15 protein-coding genes are annotated in these 14716 nt (G+C 73.3%); 7 read left to right on the forward strand and 8 right to left on the reverse strand.

Annotation, left to right across the window (positions count from 1 at the left end):
- The first annotated feature begins 7 nt into the window (after positions 1 to 7).
- Positions 8 to 1315, forward strand: coding sequence for a cytochrome P450 family protein (locus H4W80_RS07425; protein WP_192784377.1), 1308 nt, complete (start codon positions 8 to 10; stop codon positions 1313 to 1315).
- A 34-nt stretch (positions 1316 to 1349) separates the two neighbouring features.
- On the opposite strand, the gene H4W80_RS07430 is transcribed toward H4W80_RS07425, so the two are convergent.
- Complete coding sequence (locus H4W80_RS07430; protein ID WP_192784378.1) at positions 1350 to 2246, reverse strand: ABC transporter ATP-binding protein; 897 nt, start codon at positions 2244 to 2246, stop codon at positions 1350 to 1352.
- Between the two features lie 18 nt (positions 2247 to 2264).
- Positions 2265 to 2888: a TetR/AcrR family transcriptional regulator gene (locus H4W80_RS62530; RefSeq protein ID WP_192784379.1), complete on the reverse strand. Its 624-nt coding sequence runs from the start codon at positions 2886 to 2888 to the stop codon at positions 2265 to 2267.
- A gap of 138 nt (positions 2889 to 3026) precedes the next feature.
- Between H4W80_RS62530 and manA the strand changes: the two genes are divergently transcribed.
- Together manA and H4W80_RS07445 are read left to right on the forward strand one after the other, a co-directional pair.
- Complete coding sequence (gene manA / locus H4W80_RS07440) at positions 3027 to 4184, forward strand: mannose-6-phosphate isomerase, class I (protein ID WP_318786748.1); 1158 nt, start codon at positions 3027 to 3029, stop codon at positions 4182 to 4184.
- Positions 4185 to 4239: 55 nt separating this feature from the next.
- Positions 4240 to 4842, forward strand: coding sequence for a flavin reductase family protein (locus H4W80_RS07445; protein ID WP_192784380.1), 603 nt, complete (start codon positions 4240 to 4242; stop codon positions 4840 to 4842).
- Here the strand turns inward: H4W80_RS07445 and H4W80_RS07450 are convergent.
- Positions 4839 to 6404, reverse strand: a complete 1566-nt coding sequence (locus tag H4W80_RS07450; protein WP_192784381.1) for an FAD-dependent oxidoreductase — start codon at positions 6402 to 6404, stop codon at positions 4839 to 4841. The genes H4W80_RS07445 and H4W80_RS07450 overlap by 4 nt on opposite strands.
- Before the next feature lie 95 nt (positions 6405 to 6499).
- On the opposite strand from H4W80_RS07450, the gene H4W80_RS07455 reads away from it, so the two are divergent.
- Together H4W80_RS07455 and H4W80_RS07460 are read left to right on the forward strand one after the other, a co-directional pair.
- Positions 6500 to 7090, forward strand: coding sequence for a helix-turn-helix domain-containing protein (locus H4W80_RS07455; RefSeq protein ID WP_192784382.1), 591 nt, complete (start codon positions 6500 to 6502; stop codon positions 7088 to 7090).
- A 31-nt stretch (positions 7091 to 7121) separates the two neighbouring features.
- Complete coding sequence (locus tag H4W80_RS07460; protein ID WP_192784383.1) at positions 7122 to 7706, forward strand: Rv1733c family protein; 585 nt, start codon at positions 7122 to 7124, stop codon at positions 7704 to 7706.
- Positions 7707 to 7984: 278 nt separating this feature from the next.
- Here H4W80_RS07460 and H4W80_RS07465 read toward each other — a convergent pair whose 3' ends face one another.
- Positions 7985 to 8455: a VOC family protein gene (locus H4W80_RS07465; protein ID WP_192784384.1), complete on the reverse strand. Its 471-nt coding sequence runs from the start codon at positions 8453 to 8455 to the stop codon at positions 7985 to 7987.
- A gap of 165 nt (positions 8456 to 8620) precedes the next feature.
- Here H4W80_RS07465 and H4W80_RS07470 point away from each other — a divergent pair, with 165 nt between their 5' ends.
- Complete coding sequence (locus H4W80_RS07470; RefSeq protein ID WP_192784385.1) at positions 8621 to 9649, forward strand: TIGR04222 domain-containing membrane protein; 1029 nt, start codon at positions 8621 to 8623, stop codon at positions 9647 to 9649.
- A 16-nt stretch (positions 9650 to 9665) separates the two neighbouring features.
- Here H4W80_RS07470 and H4W80_RS07475 read toward each other — a convergent pair whose 3' ends face one another.
- The 3 genes from H4W80_RS07475 to folE all read right to left on the reverse strand — a co-directional run bounded on the left by H4W80_RS07475 (position 9666) and on the right by folE (position 12895).
- Entirely contained in the window at positions 9666 to 10559 is an 894-nt protein-coding gene (locus H4W80_RS07475) for an ABC transporter permease (RefSeq protein WP_192784386.1), read from the reverse strand.
- 424 nt (positions 10560 to 10983) lie between these two features.
- Positions 10984 to 12204 carry an NAD(P)/FAD-dependent oxidoreductase gene (locus tag H4W80_RS07480; protein WP_192784387.1) on the reverse strand — a complete coding sequence of 407 codons (1221 nt, stop codon included), beginning with the start codon at positions 12202 to 12204 and terminating at the stop codon, positions 10984 to 10986.
- Positions 12205 to 12256: 52 nt separating this feature from the next.
- A complete protein-coding gene (folE, locus tag H4W80_RS07485; protein ID WP_192784388.1) occupies positions 12257 to 12895 on the reverse strand; it encodes a GTP cyclohydrolase I FolE in 639 nt (212 codons plus the stop codon).
- A gap of 115 nt (positions 12896 to 13010) precedes the next feature.
- Here folE and H4W80_RS07490 point away from each other — a divergent pair, with 115 nt between their 5' ends.
- Positions 13011 to 13721: a helix-turn-helix transcriptional regulator gene (locus tag H4W80_RS07490; RefSeq protein ID WP_192784389.1), complete on the forward strand. Its 711-nt coding sequence runs from the start codon at positions 13011 to 13013 to the stop codon at positions 13719 to 13721.
- Between the two features lie 150 nt (positions 13722 to 13871).
- On the opposite strand, the gene H4W80_RS07495 is transcribed toward H4W80_RS07490, so the two are convergent.
- Complete coding sequence (locus tag H4W80_RS07495) at positions 13872 to 14678, reverse strand: Gmad2 immunoglobulin-like domain-containing protein (RefSeq protein WP_225963307.1); 807 nt, start codon at positions 14676 to 14678, stop codon at positions 13872 to 13874.
- Positions 14679 to 14716: the final 38 nt, after the last annotated feature.

A 14716-nucleotide genomic window follows, 5' to 3' on the forward strand; every position in this document is an offset into this window, starting at 1 on the left:
AAGACCCATGAGCCAAGAAAGCCGCCTCGACCAGGACACTCTCGACGCTCGGGAACAACAAACCGCAGACGACTACGACCCGCACGCCGGCCCAGGGTGCCCGCATGCCCGGTTCGTCCTGGACCCGGCCACCCCGAGCCTGCACGCCGACAACGACCGGCTGCGTGCGGCCGGCCCGCTCGTGCCCGTGACGGCCGAGGGCGTGCCCGCCTGGGCCGCCACCCGCTACGCCACGCTGCTGACGGTCCTGACCCATCCGAACCTGTCCAGGGACATCCGCCACTGGGCCACCCGCGACACCTGCCCGGCCGGCACCGCCATCGACCGCATCGTCACCGACACCTCGATGCTCAACGCCGAAGGCGACGACCACCGCCGCCTGCGCACGCCCGTGGCCGGCGCGTTCACCGCGCGCCGGCTCCGGCAGCTGCGCCCCAAGATCGAGGCGCTCACCGACCGGCTCGTCGACGCCCTCGCCGAGCTGCCGCCCGACGAGCCGGTGGACCTGCGCAAGGAGTTCGCCTACCCGCTGCCGCGCGAGGTCATCTCCGAGCTCATCGGCATCCCGGCCGAGCACCAGGACGCGCTGCACGAGCTCTCCGACGCCGTGGCCCAGGTGTCCGACACCCTCGACGACTCGCCCGACGTGCGCCGGGCCCTGCACGAGCTGCTCGACCGGGTCATCGAGGAGCGCCGGGACACGCCCGGCGAGGACCTCATCACCGACCTGTTCAGGCTGCGCGAGAAGGACGGCGACCGGCTGTCGTCCGACGAGCTGTTCGCCACCATCGAGCTGCTGTTCATCGCCGGGCACGTGACCACCGTCAACCTCATCACCAACGCCATCGGCGCCCTGCTCAACCGGCCCGACCAGCTCGAACTGCTGCGCACCGGCCAGTGCGACTACAGCGCGGCGGTCGAGGAGACGCTGCGCTGGGACTCGCCGATCGCCTACTTCCCCATGCGCTACGCCGTACAGGACATCGAGATCGACGGCGTGCGCCTGCGCACCGGCGAGCCCGTGCTGGCCTGCTTCGCCGCCACGGGCCGCGACCCCGGCCAGTTCGGCGAGAACGCCGACCGCTTCGACATCACCAACCCGCCCAGCGCCCACCTGGCCTTCGGGCACGGGCCGCACTTCTGCCTCGGCGCGCCACTGGCCAGGATCGAGGCCGAGATCGCGCTGAAGGCGCTGTTCGAGGCGTTCCCCGAGATCGCGCCCGCCGCGCGGCCCGAGGACCTGGCCCCGCTGGACACGCTGCTGGGCAACAGCACCCGCAGCATGCCCGTCCTGCTCGGCCCGCGCGCCCGCTGAAGCTCCCCGGACGGGCGGGCCTGCCCGTCCGAGGTCAGCCCACGCTCTGCGCGTCGCGGTCGTAGTGGCGCAGGAACAGCTCCTCCAGCGTCGGCGGCCGGCTCACCAGGCCGCGCACGCCCGCCTCCGCGAGCCGGCGCAGCGCCGGGTCCAGCGCCACGCCGTCCACGCTGAACCGCACCCGCCCGTCACCGGCCCGCAGGTCGTGCACCCCGGGCAGCTCGGCCAGCCCGTCCGGCGGCCCCGCCAGCTCGGCCTCGATCGACGTGCGGGTCAGGTGCCGCAGCTCCGCCAGCGTGCCCGTCTCGACCGTGCGGCCGTCCCGGATGATCGTCACCCGGTCGCACAACGCCTCGACCTCGGCCAGGACGTGGCTCGACAGCAGCACCGTACGCCGCTCCCGCTCCTGCCTGACGCAGTCCCGGAACACCTCCTCCATCAGCGGGTCCAGGCCGGAGGTGGGCTCGTCCAGGATCAGCAGCTCCGCCTCGGAGGCCAGCGCGGCGACCAGGGCCACCTTCTGGCGGTTGCCCTTCGAGTACGTCCGCGCCTTCTTGCGCGGATCCAGGTCGAACCGATCCAGCAGGTCCGCCTTGCGCCGCGGGTCCAGCCCGCCGCGCAACCGGCCCAGCAGGTCGATCACCTCGCCGCCCGACAGGTGCGGCCACAGCGTCACGTCGCCCGGCACGTACGCCAGGCGGCGGTGCAGCTCGCTCGCCTCCGACCACGGGTCGCCGCCCAGCAGCCGGGCGGTGCCCCCGTCGGCCCGCACCATGCCCAGCAGGATCCGGATCGTGGTGCTCTTCCCCGCGCCGTTCGGCCCCAGGAAGGCGTGCACCTCGCCGGCGCGCACGCTGAGATCGAGCCCGTCCAGCGCCCTGGCCGTCCCGAACGACTTCACCAGCCCCTTCACCACGATGGCGTCAGTCATGGCGGTGAACCTCCACATTCACGCGGTTGCGCCCCTATCGAGGGCCTTCCTGGCCTTCGCGGCCTCTTCCAGGCTGAGCAGCGGGTGGGAGTAGAGGTCCACGATCACCCGCATCAGCTTGACCTGCCCCTCCGGGCTGGTCAGATCCACTCCCATGGCACGCTCGACATGTTGGCGCAGCACCGTGGCCGACAGCGCCATCGCCGCGATCATCGCCGAACGGGACCGGGCGTCCACGTCGGGCGGATCGGGACGGCTCCTGTCCGCCTCGGCGACCCACCCCTCGCCGAGATCGACCATCTCGTCGAACAGCGGCGCCGCCCACCCCTCCGTCAGCGCCCGCGCCAGGTAGGGCTGGTACGGCCCCATGACCGCGGCCGGGTTGAGCCCGGCGCCGTAGGGGTCGTCCGCGGCCTGCTCGCTCAGCCTGCGGATCGTCTTCATCAGGTGCTCGTCGCACGCCTCGCGCAGCGCCTGCTTCGAGCCGAAATGATGGCGCACCAGCCCCAGGGACACGCCGGCGGTCTCCGCGATGCCGCGGATCGTCGCCCGCTCGAAACCGTGCTCGCCGATGTGCCGCATCGCCGCGTCCCTGATCCGCGCACGCGCGGTGAGATCCTCCGGATCCGGTACGGTCGTCATCCCGTTCCCCTGTATAGCTCGCTGTTCATCCGAAAAGCAGACTATACCGGTGTATAGCGGCCCCGCAACGCGACCCCCGGCTACGCACGGCGGCCCGTCTCGTTCTACGCTCCATGCACGACGATCGGAGACCACGCCGTGCCACATCCCGACCCGGCGCCCATGCGCCTGGCCACCGCCATCCGCCCCTACGACTGGGGCTCGGTGACGGCCCTGCCGCAACTCTTCGGCACGCCGCCCACCGGCCGGCCCCAGGCCGAGCTCTGGATGGGCGCCCACCCCGGCGACCCCTCCACCGTCGGCGGCACCCCGCTCAACGAGCTCATCGCCGACGACCCCGCCGGCACCCTCGGCGAGCCCGCCGCCGCCCGCTTCGGCCCCGCCCTCCCCTACCTGCTCAAGGTCCTGGCCATCGAACGGCCGCTCTCCCTCCAGGTCCACCCCACCACCGAGCAGGCCCGGGCCGGGTTCGCCGACGAGGACGCCCGCGGCGTCCCCATCGACGACCCCGCACGCACGTACAAGGACACCTCGCACAAGCCCGAGATGGTCTGCGCGATCACCCCCTTCCACGGCCTGTGCGGCTTCCGCGACCCCGGCGAGACCGCCGACCTCCTCGACCGCCTCGCCGTGCCGGACCTGGCCCCCTGGATCGGCCTGCTGCGCGAGGGCGACCTGCGGACCGTGTTCGCCCAGATGCTCGACGACGCCCACGAGCCGCTGCGCGCCCAGGTCGAGCAGGCCCTGCGCGAGTCCGACGACCCCGGCCTGGCCGTCTACGGCGACCTCGCCCGCGCCTGCCCCGGCGACCCCGGCGTCACCGCCGCGCTCCTGCTCCACCACGTCAATCTGGCCCCCGGCCAGGCCCTCTACCTCGGCGCCGGGATCCCTCACGCCTACCTCGGCGGCATCGGCGTCGAGATCATGGCCAACTCCGACAACGTGCTGCGCTGCGGCCTCACCACCAAGCACATCGACGTGCCCGAGCTCATGCGCGTCGTCGACTTCACGCCGTCCGCCCCGCACCTGGTCCGGCCGGAGCAGGACGCGCCCGGCGAGCACCACTACCGGCCGCCGGTCCCCGAGTTCGCCCTCACCCGCTACGACCTCGACAGCCCCCACACGCTGCCCGGGGGCGCCCCCCAGATCGTCGTCTGCATCGACGGAGAGGCCCGCCTGGGCGATCTGACGCTGCGGCCGGGCGAGTCGGCGTTCGTCCCCGCGGTTGTTCGGTCGGTGCCGCTGGCCGGGAAGGGGACGGCGTACCGCGCCGCGCCGGGCGCCTTTACATTGTAGATTCGCTACGACGTTTCGGTCCGGGGTTGAACGTCCCGTTCCTAGGCTCGCCCGCATGAACACTGTGACCATCGAGCCGAGCGTCCTCTACTTCGGGACCCCGGTCGTCCTGCTGTCCACGGAGAACCCGGACGGGACGGCCAACCTCGCCCCGATGTCCTCGGCCTGGGCGCTGGGCCAGGTGATCGTGCTGGGGCTGGGCGCCGAGGGGCAGAGCGCCCGCAACCTCATGAGCCGCCCGGAGGTGGTCGTCAACCTGCCCGCCCCCCACCAGTGGGAGGCGGTCGAACGGCTGGCGCCCCTGACCGGGCGGCACCCGGTGCCGGCGACCAAGCACGCGGGCTGCCGGTACGAGCCCGGCAAGTTCGCCGCGGCGGGGCTGCGCCCCGAGCTTTCCGAGACCGTGCGGCCGCCGCGCGTGGCCGAGTGCCCGCTGCAGTTCGAGGCGCGGGCGGAGCGGGTGGGCCACGACGTCTCGGGGTCGTTCGTGATCGTGGAGGCCGTCGTGAGCAGGGTGCACGCGGACCCGCGCATCGTGGTGCCCGGCACCCAGCACGTGGACCCGGGCGCGTGGAGCCCGCTCATCTACAACTTCCGCCACTACTTCGGCCTCGGCCCCGAGCTCGGCCACTCCTACCGCAGCCAGACGCCCCGCTAGGGCAGTCTGCGGACCTTGAGCACGTTGTCCGTGTGGGTGCCGGGCCTGCCGTCCGGGTCGTCCAGGGTGCGCTCGTACTCCTCGCAGACCTGCACCTCCCACTCCCCCTCCGGCAGCCGGAGCGCGTCCAGGACCTCCTGCGGCGTGGGGAAGTGCACCTCGGCGGGCGGGTTGTGCGTCCAGGACGGCCATCCCGCGTGCCCGACGACCAGCAGCACCCCGCCGGGGGCGACCGCCGCGGCGGCGGAGCGCAGGATCTCCTCGCGCGGCAGGTTCACGAACGAGTGCAGGAAGCAGGCCGAGACGAGGTCGAAGACGCCTTCGGGGAAGGACACGCCCAGGTCGTGCCGCTGCCAGTCGATGCGGTCGGCGACCCCCGCCTCCCTGGCGTGCCCGGCGGCGCGTTCGAGCGCCACGCCGGAGACGTCGGCCGCGGTGACCCGCCATCCCCTGCCCGCGAGCCAGATCGCGTCGCCGCCCTCACCGGAGCCCAGGTCCAGCGCCGTACCGGGCTCGAGGTCCGACACCTCGCGGACCAGCATCACATTGGGGTTCCCGCTCCAGATCCGGGTCTTCTCGGAGTAACGGGAATCCCAGTACTCCTCCGGGGCGACCTCCATGGCGGCGACGGCGCGGCGGGTCTCCTCGGCGACCAGGTCCGCGTTGATCGCCGCCGCCGCCCGCACGCCCGCCGCCGCGGCGCCGATGACCTGCTCGTTCGGGGTGGTGACGTTCCCGGCCACCCACACCCCGGGCACGCTGGTGGCGCCCGTCGGGTCGGCGGGCACGCGGGTGCCGATCACGTGCCCGGACATCTCCGTCTCCTCCGTCTCCAGCCCCAGCGCCGCGAGCAGCCCCGCCTGGGCGGTGAGCCGGCCGGCGGTGGCCAGCGCCCGGCAGGCGACCACGCGGCCGTCGGCGAGCCGCACCCCGGACAGCCTGCCGTCCGTCACCTCCAGGCCCGCCACCTTGCCCTCGACCACGGTGACGCCCCTGGCGGCGAGCTGGCGCCGCTCGTCGTGGCCGGGCTCGGGCGCGGTGTGCGGGAAGTAGGTGACGTCGGCGCTCCACTGCCGCCACAGCAGCGCCTGGTGGACCGAGAGCGGCCCCGTGCCCAGGATCGCGATCGCCTGGTCGCGCACCTCCCAGCCGTGGCAGTACGGGCAGTGCAGCACGTCCTTGCCCCACAGCTCGGCCAGGCCCGGCACGTCCGGCAGCTCGTCGGTGAGGCCGGTGGTGACCAGCAACCGGTCCGCCTCGACCGTGGCGCCGTCCGCCAGCACCACACGGAAGCCCCCGCCGTCGAGCCGCTCGGCGGTGGTGACGGTGCCGGTCACGATCTCCCCGCCGTACCCGATCACCTCCTCCCGGCCCACGGCCAGCAGCTCCAGCGGCGAGAGTCCCTCGCGCCCCAGGTAGGTGTGCACGCCCTCGGCGGGCGCGTTGCGCGGCCGGCCGGCGTCGACCACCAGCACCTTGCGCCGCGCCCGGCCCAGCGTGAGCGCCCCGCTCAGTCCCGCGGCCCCGCCCCCGACCACCACGACGTCGTACTTCGCGTCCATCTCGCCTCTTTTCACGGTGATTCCGACGTCCGACACTGTCCGCCCCGCGCGGTCGATTTGACAAATTTCATTGCCGAAATGGCAAAGTGGGTGGCATGGACGACCTCGACGACGTACTCCAGTCCGTGGGGCCGCGGCTGCGGTCGGCGCGCCAGGAGCGTGGCGAGACGCTGGCGCAGCTGTCCGCGAGCACCGGCATCTCCGTCAGCACCCTGTCCCGCCTGGAGTCCGGTCAGCGCAAACCGACCCTGGAGCTGCTCCTGCTGCTGGCCCGGGCGCACCAGGTGCAGCTCGACGAGCTGATCGACGCGCCGGTGACCGGTGACCCGCGCGTGCATCTGCGACCCTTCAAGCGCCACGGCACGACGTTCATCCCGCTGAGCCGCCGGCCCGGCGGGGTGCAGGCGTACAAGCAGATCCTCCCGCCGCACTGGCCGGGCTACGAGCCGGGGCCGTCGGACCAGAAGGTCCACGAGGGCTACGAGTGGCTGTACGTGCTGTCCGGCCGCATGCGGCTGCTCCTCGGGGAGCACGACGTGATCCTGACGCAGGGGGAGGTGGCGGAGTTCGACACGCGGACGCCGCACGCGTTCTCCAACCCCGGCCCTGAGCCGGCCGAGGTCCTCGCCCTGTTCGGCCCCCAGGGGGAGCGCATGCACGTCCGCGCCCGCCCGGCGGCCCGGTGAACACCCGGTGATCTGGTGCATGATGATGCACGTGACCGAGTCGGTGATGCGGTGGGTGCGGCGGCACCGGCCGGACGGCAACCCGCTGCGGCGGCGCTCCGACCGCCTGGAGAGCGCCGCGCTGCTCGTGACGGTGGTCCTCGTCCTGCTCAGCGTGTGGCCCGCGGCGGCGGCGGGACGGCAGTCGTACGAGCACGCGCTGCCGGCGCTCGGCGACGGGCGCCGGGAGGTGGTGGCGACGTTGCTGGCGGACGCGCCGGTCACGCGCCTGTCGTTCGGGGAGGCGCCCCGGAGCGAGCCGGCCCCCGCGCACTGGACGACGCCGTCCGGCCTGGAGCGGACCGGCCGGGTGATGGCGCCGCCCCTGGCCAGGGCGGGCACGGAGGTGCGGATCTGGGTCGATCCCGGCGGCCTGCGGGTCGGCGCGCCACCGAGCCCCGGCGACCTGCGGGTCACGGCCGTGGCGACGGCGCTGCTGCTGGTGCTGGTGGCGGCGGTGGTCGCGGTGCTGGGGTTCGCGGGCTTCCGGCTGCTGCTCGACCGGAGACGTTACCGCGAGTGGGAGGCCGCCTGGTCGCTGGCCGACGCGCGGTGGCGGCGCCGGCGCTCGTCGTAGGCGCCGGGCCGCCGATCGCGTCCTATACCGAAATCGCATGCCCGGTCAGGGCCCCAGTCAAGGGCCTGCCCAGGTCAAGGGCGATTTTCGCCCGAATCGCGGTGATCTCCGGGCGTCTAAGGTGTAGGGGATGGGATGCGTCACCCGGACGACGGGGTGCGGGCGCGGGGCGTCCTGCCCGGCCAGGCGGAGCTGGAGCCGCCGCGGCCGGTGCGGGCGCCCCGCTGACGCGCAACAGGCGTCCGGAAGCCGGTCGGTGCGGGCGCCCGCTCACGCGCTCAGGCGTCCGGGAGCCGGTCGGTGCCGAAGCCGTCGAGCGTCTGGCGCTCCTCCAGGTCGCGCAGCTCCTCGAAGACCGTGATGTGCAGGCCCGCGGGCGCGTCCAGCCGGGCGTTCAGCGACTCCCAGGGCGTGACCGTGGGCGGCGCCACCTCCGTCGCGCCCGCCGCCACCAGCCGCTCGGTGGTGCCCCGCGCGTCGTCCACCTCGAACGCCACCCGCAGCTTCGGCGCCACCTGCCGGCCCACCTCGACCTCGTCGATCATCTTCTTCTGCGCCGGGTTGGCGATCTCCAGCGTGGCCCGCCCGGCGTCCAGGATCGCCACCCGCGCGCCGTCCCCGCCGGAGAACGCGGCCTGCTCGGGAAGGCCCAGCACGTCACGGTAGAAGGCCAGCGCGGCCTCGTAGTCCTCGGCCTCCACCACGAGCCGGAGCTGCCGTACGGGGCGGTCGTCGATGGGTGCGCTCATGCGATCTCCTCAGCGGGAATGCGGGCCTTCATTGCCTCGTGCAACCCACCTGCCCCGCCCGTTCATCCCGCTCCCACGGTTCGAGAAACCTCTAAGTGTTCGCGGGAACCCTCACGGCTCCGGAAGAGTCCTTCATGCTAAAGGGGCTGCCTCTGGGGAGGCTGTATGAACGGGGTTTTACACGCGGCTGCCATCGTGCTTCTCGCGCTGGTCGTCCTCACCGCGATCCGGACGCAATTCGCGTTGTCCCGGGCGCGCTCCGTCGCGGCGCGCGGGGGCGAGGGGCTGAGCGTCTACGAGGCCGCGTTCCTCGCGGGCGGGCCGCGGCGGGTCATCAACACGGCGCTGGTGTCGCTGGTCGCGCAGGGCGGGGTGCGGGTGTCGAGCGAGGGGCTGGTGACGCCGGTGAAGGGGTTCCGCGTGACCAAGTCGGTGCCGGTCGAGCGGGCGCTCTACCGGCACGTGCGCTCGGGCGGGGGCCCGCACACGACGGCCGAGCTGCGGCACCAGACGGTCCGCGATCACGCGATGCGGCGGCTGGCGACGCCGTTGTGGCGGCAGGGGTTCCTGATGTCGCCGGCCGTCCGGACGCGGTCGCGGCGGCGTACGAGCTGGCTGGCCGTCTTCGCCGGGCTGGCGGCGGTCGTGGCGGTGGTGAGCCTGCTGCTGCGCGCCCCGCTCGGCACGATCGTGATCGCCGGGACGGCGGCCGCCGTCGGCGTGCTCTGTTTCTTCCTGCTGCGGCGCTCCATGGCGAACCCGGTGACCAGGGCCGGGCGGGCCGCTCTGCGGCAGGCCGAGGGCGGCGACCTGGCGGACGGGTTCTGGAAGGTCTCGGACGACGTCGGGGTGGTGGCGCTGCGGGGCCTCACCGAGCTGCCGGACCGGCGGCTGGCCGACTCGCTGGCCCGCGACACGCGGACCAGGAGCAACGGCGGGCTGCGGGCGGCGTGCTGCGCGCCCGGCCACTGCGGGTCGTACGGCAGCCCCGCCTACTCCTACGGGTCCTACGGGTCCTGCGGGGATGCCTCGGGCGGGGGCGGGTTCTTCGACTTCGGCGGCCTGTTCGACGGGGGCGGCGGGTCCCACGGCCATGACGGCGGCGGCGGAGGCTGGGGCGGCTCCGACGGTGGAGGCGGCGGGTCCGACAGCGGGGGCGGTGGCGGTGGGTGCGGCGGTGGCGGAAGCCCGTGACAACCGCCGTTCCCGGTCAGCCCCGCCCGTACCGATCCTCGGCCCGCCAGAAGTACCAGAACCCGAAGATCAGCGCGAACACCGCCCAGAACACGCACGACAGCCACACCGCCCGCGGCGGGACGTGGCTGCCGATCAGGATGTCGCGCATCCACTCGATGTAGGAGGCCGCCGGGTTGAGGTACATCACCGTCGCCACCCACTCCGGCAGGCGCGCGCTGTTGACGACCTTGTCGTGGATGGCGAAGAACACCCCGGACGCGTACAGCCACGTCCGCATGATGAACGGCAGCAACTGGCTGAGGTCCCGCATCGTGGACCCCAGCCTGGCCAGCACCAGCCCCGCCCCGATGTTGAACGACGTCTGCAGCGCCAGCACGACCGGCACCATCAGCCAGAACCACGTGGGGAACTCCCCCGTCACCGTCACGATCAGCAGCAGCACCCCCATGGAGATGGTGAGCTGCTGCAGCTCCTGGATCGTGTACGCCAGGGGCAGCGACGCCCGGGGGAAGTGCAGGGCGCGGATCAGCGACAGGTTGCCGGAGATCGACTTGGCGCCGGCGGTGACGGTCCGCTGCGTGTAGGTGAACACGAACATCCCGGTGAGCAGGAACGCCGGGTAGTTGTGGATGTTCTTGCTGCCGCCGAGGATGAGACCGAACATCACGTAGTAGATGGCCGCGTTCAGCAGCGGCGTCAGGACCTGCCACAGCTGGCCCAGCGCGGACCCCGAGTATTTGGAGACGTTGCGCGAGGTCGCGTACGTCAGGATGAAGTGCCGCCGCTCCCACAGCTGGCGCGAGTAGACGGGCAGTCTCGGGCGCGCGATGGCGGGGCGCAGCCCGTGTCGCCTGGCGAGTTCGGCCAGTGACCCGCTCTCCGGCGGGGCGTTGTCCAGTTGGCTCATGAGCACCTCGCTGCGTTGCGGTCTCCGGCCCCGGTCCTGGCGGCGCGCGGCGGGCGCGCGCCCGTTCCAGATGCCGAGGCTAACGGATCAACCGGCGTCATCGCAGCTAGCGAGGGGTAGCTGTTTCCGTGCGGCGTCGCCGGGGCGGTGCCCTTATCGGGCGATGCGGGGACGCACCATCTCATCCCGCCCCGCCCGCGCCCGGCTTCGTTGGAGCGGCGCTCGGCCATGAGCCCCGGCGCCTCGCGTTCGCGCGGCGTCCCTCATCGTCTCTCGTGACGTCCGAGCGGCGGGGCCGGGCGCGGCCGCCCCTGCGGTGGCGCTGGATCCGCAGGCGGGCGGCCGGCCGAGGGAGATCTGCCGCCGGGCTGCGACGTGCGGCGCCCGGCCCGGAGCCGACGGGGGCGGCCGGGAAGGGAGGCGGTCAGGGACGGATGAGCCGGTCCAGCGGGGTCGCGGGGTCGGCGAGTGCGGCGCGGTCGAGCGGGGAGGCGGCTTGGACGAGTGCCTTGAGCTCGTCGGTCTGGTCCCAGATGTCGACGTTCATCGCGGCGATCACCGTGTCGTCCCGGAGCCAGAACGCGAGGAACTCCCGCTTGGCCAGGTCGCCGCGGATGACGACGTCGTGGGCGTGGCCGGGCGGGACGTGGCCGACGTACTCCATGCCCAGGTCGTACTGGTCGGTGTAGAAGTAGGGCAGCTCGTCGTAGGCGGCCCGCCGGCCGAGCATGGAGCGGGCGGCCACGGCGGGCTGGTTGAGCGCGTTGGCCCAGTGCTCGACACGCAGGTGCCCGCCCAGGCGGGGGTGGTAGGCGTTGGCGACGTCACCGGCGGCGAAGATGTCGGGATCGCTGGTGCGCAGGTCGGCCGTGGTCGTGACGCCGTTGTCGACGGCCAGCCCCGCGGCGGCGGCCAGGTCGGTCTCCGGGACGGCGCCGATGCCGACCACCACGGCGTCCGCGTCGAGGTGTGTGCCGTCGGCCAGCCGTACGCCGGTCTCGGTGACCGCGGCGACACGGGCGCCGAGCCGCAGGTCGACGCCCTGCTCGCGGTGCAGGCCGGCGAAGACGGCGCCGATCTCAGGGCCGAGGACGCCGAGCAGCGGCTGCCGCTCCTGCTCCACCACGGTGACCTCGACGCCGGCGGCGCGGGCCGCGGCGGCGGTCTCCAGGCCGATCCAGCCGGCGCCGACGACGACGATCCTGCCGGCGCCGGACAGCGTGGCGCGCAGGCGGTCGGAGTCGTCGACGGTACGCAGGTACAGCACGTGGTCGCGATCGTGACCGGGGACGGTCAGGCGGCGCGGACGGGCCCCGGTGGCCAGCAGCAGCTTGTCGTACCGGAGCCGCTCGCCGTCGGACAGGGTCACCTGATGAGCGGCCCGGTCGAGGTCGGTGACCGTGACGCCGGTGCGCAGGTCGACGGCATGGGCGCGGTACCAGCCCGCGTCGTGCACGAAGATCTTCTCTCGTTCGCCGCCGCTCTGCAGATAGGTCTTCGACAGCGGGGGCCGCTCGTAGGGCAGGTGCGGTTCCCGGCCGACCAGGACGATCGCACCGTCGAACCCTTCCTCGCGCAGGGCCTCGGCGGCCTTGGCCGCGGCCAGGCCGCCTCCGGCGATCACGAACGTGGCTGGTGCCGGCATCGTCAATCTCCTGTCTGCTCGTCGGTGGAAGGAAGGGGCCCCGTACGAGGGGCTAGGCGTGCACTCCGGTCAGCGCGAAGAACTCCTGCCGGGAGCGCGGATCCTCGCGGAGCACCCCCTGCAACGCCGACGTCACCGTGCGGGACCCGCGGGCCTGCACGCCGCGCATCGACATGCACAGGTGCTCGGCCTCGATCACCACGCCGACGCCCTTGGGCTCCAGGTGCTGCTCCAGCCAGTCGGCCACCTGCTTGGTCAGCCGTTCCTGCACCTGCAGGTCGCGGGCGAACAGCTCGACGACGCGGGCGAGCTTCGACAACCCGAGGATGCGGTCGCCGGGCAGGTAGCCCACGTGCGCCACGCCCTGGAACGGCAGCAGGTGGTGCTCGCACAGCGACTGCACCGGAATGTCGCGGGCCAGGACGAGCTCGTCGTACCCCTCCTCGTTGGGGAAGGTCGTCAGGTTGAACTCGCGCGGCGCCAGCAGCTCGGCATAGGCGTGCGCCACCCGCCTCGGCGTGTCGGCCAGGTGCTCGGACCCCGCGTCCCGGCCCAATGCGATCAGCAGATCGGTGACCGCGCGTTGCGCGGCCTCGAGGTCCACGTCGCCGCGTCCCCGGACCACCCGCAGGCGTCGCTGCTGGTGATCGGGCGACGAACCACTGCTCGGCTGCGCCACGGACTCGCTCATGCCGCCCGCCCGCAGTCGTCGGATGCGCAGCGCATCATGGACCCTCCTTCTATTGACAAGTTTCGCTAACATTAGAAGGTGCCCAGCGATTTAGTCAACAGAAATGGGTTTTAGAATGAGCGAGGTCGACGAGGCATGGCCGGCACGCGTCTCCGCCGTCGCGGCGCTGGACGAGCCGACGCGGCGCCGCTTGTATGAGTTCGTGGTGAGACAGCCCGCGCCGGTGAGCCGCGACGAGGCCGCCGACGCCGTGCAGGCGCCACGCAACACGGTCTCGTTCCACCTGGACAAGCTGGTGGCCGAAGGGCTGCTCGAAGCCGTCTACGAACGCCGCACCGGCCGCACCGGCCCCGGCGCCGGCCGCCCGGCCAAGCTCTACCGGCGCGCGCTCGGGCAGATCACGATCTCCCTGCCGGACCGGCGCTACGAAACCGCCGCCCACCTGCTCGCCGACGCCCTCCAGGAGGCGCAGACCTCAGGAGAACCGCCCCGCGCCGTGCTCGACCGGCGCGCCCGCGAGCTGGGCAGAGAGCTCGGCCACGAGGCCCGCCCCAGCGACTCGGCGCCCGACCCCCGCGCCGCCGTCGTGCCGGCCCTGGAAGCCCTCGGGTTCGAGCCCCGCGCCGAGGGCGCGGCCATCACCCTCGTCAACTGCCCCTTCCACAGCCTGGCCCGGCGGCACACCGAACTGGTCTGCGGCATGAACCTCTGCCTCCTCACCGGCCTCCTCGAAGGGCTCGCCGCGACAGGCGTCACCGCCCGCCTGGAACCCGCCCCCGGACACTGCTGCGTCCGCCTCCACCCGACCGGCCCGGACTCCCGTTGAGACCGGGTCTCGCGGCGCGACGAAGACGGCACCCCCACCCCGCCGCGACCGGCGGGGGACGCACGGGTCGCCTGCCCCCATCGGCGGGGTGACGCGCGGATCGGACCTGCCCGCATCGGCGGAGGGTGCCCCCAGCCCCCGGACGGGTGTTCAGGAGGGGGCGACGTTCACGCCCGTCACCGCGAAGCGTTCGACGGTCGCCACGTGGCCGCCGGTGGACGCCACGACGGTCAGCGTGCGCCCTGGGGGCGCCTTGAAGGAGACCCGGGCCGACCACGGCGAGCCGGTCCCCCCGGCGCCCACGCAGCACGCCTCCCCCACCGGGGCGTCCGAGCCGGGCCGGCGGACCTGGACCTTGACGCTCTCGTCGACGCCCGTGATCCGGCCGCCCACGGTCAGCGGGGACCGCACGGTGGAGCCGTAGGGCGGTCTGGTGAGCGAGAGCGAGGTGTCGTCCGTGCCCACCACCTCCCACGGCGCGTCCTCGCCCGAGCCGTACCTGACCAGATGGACGACGGCCGCCACCAGCAGCCGCGGCCCCTCCTCGGCCTGGTAGGCGACGTGCACCCGCGCGTGGTCGCCCTGCCGGACGGACTCGGCGACCCGGTCGATCTCGGTGAAGCCCAGGAAGTCGCGGGTGAAGGCGAGCGCGGTGCGGCGGGCGTCGAGGTGCCACGCCTCGCGGCCGTCCCTGCGGTGCGCCTCCCGCCACGCCGTCGCCTCGCCAGGGGTGGAGAACGGCCACAGCGGCTGGTAGCGGCCGGCGACCAGGCCCCCGCGAGGGGTCGGCGTGCCGGTGCCGGGAGGCGTGGTCCTGGGGCTGCCCTCCGGAGTGGTCTCCTCGGGTGAGGCCGTCACGGTGACCGAGCCCCGCGGGTCTCTCACGGCCCCGCAGCCGGCGGCCGCCACCGCGAGCACGATCAGCACCGGAAGGGCTGGGCCGGTGAAGCGTTTCATGCGGCACCTCCTGACAGTGGCGATCATGCCCGGCCGGC

The sequence above is a fragment of the Nonomuraea angiospora genome, from assembly GCF_014873145.1.
GTDB lineage: Bacteria > Actinomycetota > Actinomycetes > Streptosporangiales > Streptosporangiaceae > Nonomuraea > Nonomuraea angiospora.

Excerpts from the sequence above, each read along its gene's own strand:
- H4W80_RS07425 (WP_192784377.1), top strand. The coding sequence starts at position 8 with ATGAGCCAAGAAAGCCGCCTCGACCAGGACACTCTCGACGCTCGGGAA.
- H4W80_RS07430 (WP_192784378.1), bottom strand. The coding sequence starts at position 2,246 with ATGACTGACGCCATCGTGGTGAAGGGGCTGGTGAAGTCGTTCGGGACG.
- H4W80_RS62530 (WP_192784379.1), bottom strand. The coding sequence starts at position 2,888 with ATGACGACCGTACCGGATCCGGAGGATCTCACCGCGCGTGCGCGGATC.
- H4W80_RS07445 (WP_192784380.1), top strand. The coding sequence starts at position 4,240 with ATGAACACTGTGACCATCGAGCCGAGCGTCCTCTACTTCGGGACCCCG.
- H4W80_RS07450 (WP_192784381.1), bottom strand. The coding sequence starts at position 6,404 with ATGGACGCGAAGTACGACGTCGTGGTGGTCGGGGGCGGGGCCGCGGGA.
- H4W80_RS07455 (WP_192784382.1), top strand. The coding sequence starts at position 6,500 with ATGGACGACCTCGACGACGTACTCCAGTCCGTGGGGCCGCGGCTGCGG.
- H4W80_RS07465 (WP_192784384.1), bottom strand. The coding sequence starts at position 8,455 with ATGAGCGCACCCATCGACGACCGCCCCGTACGGCAGCTCCGGCTCGTG.
- H4W80_RS07470 (WP_192784385.1), top strand. The coding sequence starts at position 8,621 with ATGAACGGGGTTTTACACGCGGCTGCCATCGTGCTTCTCGCGCTGGTC.
- H4W80_RS07475 (WP_192784386.1), bottom strand. The coding sequence starts at position 10,559 with ATGAGCCAACTGGACAACGCCCCGCCGGAGAGCGGGTCACTGGCCGAA.
- H4W80_RS07480 (WP_192784387.1), bottom strand. The coding sequence starts at position 12,204 with ATGCCGGCACCAGCCACGTTCGTGATCGCCGGAGGCGGCCTGGCCGCG.
- folE (WP_192784388.1), bottom strand. The coding sequence starts at position 12,895 with ATGAGCGAGTCCGTGGCGCAGCCGAGCAGTGGTTCGTCGCCCGATCAC.
- H4W80_RS07490 (WP_192784389.1), top strand. The coding sequence starts at position 13,011 with ATGAGCGAGGTCGACGAGGCATGGCCGGCACGCGTCTCCGCCGTCGCG.
- H4W80_RS07495 (WP_225963307.1), bottom strand. The coding sequence starts at position 14,678 with ATGAAACGCTTCACCGGCCCAGCCCTTCCGGTGCTGATCGTGCTCGCG.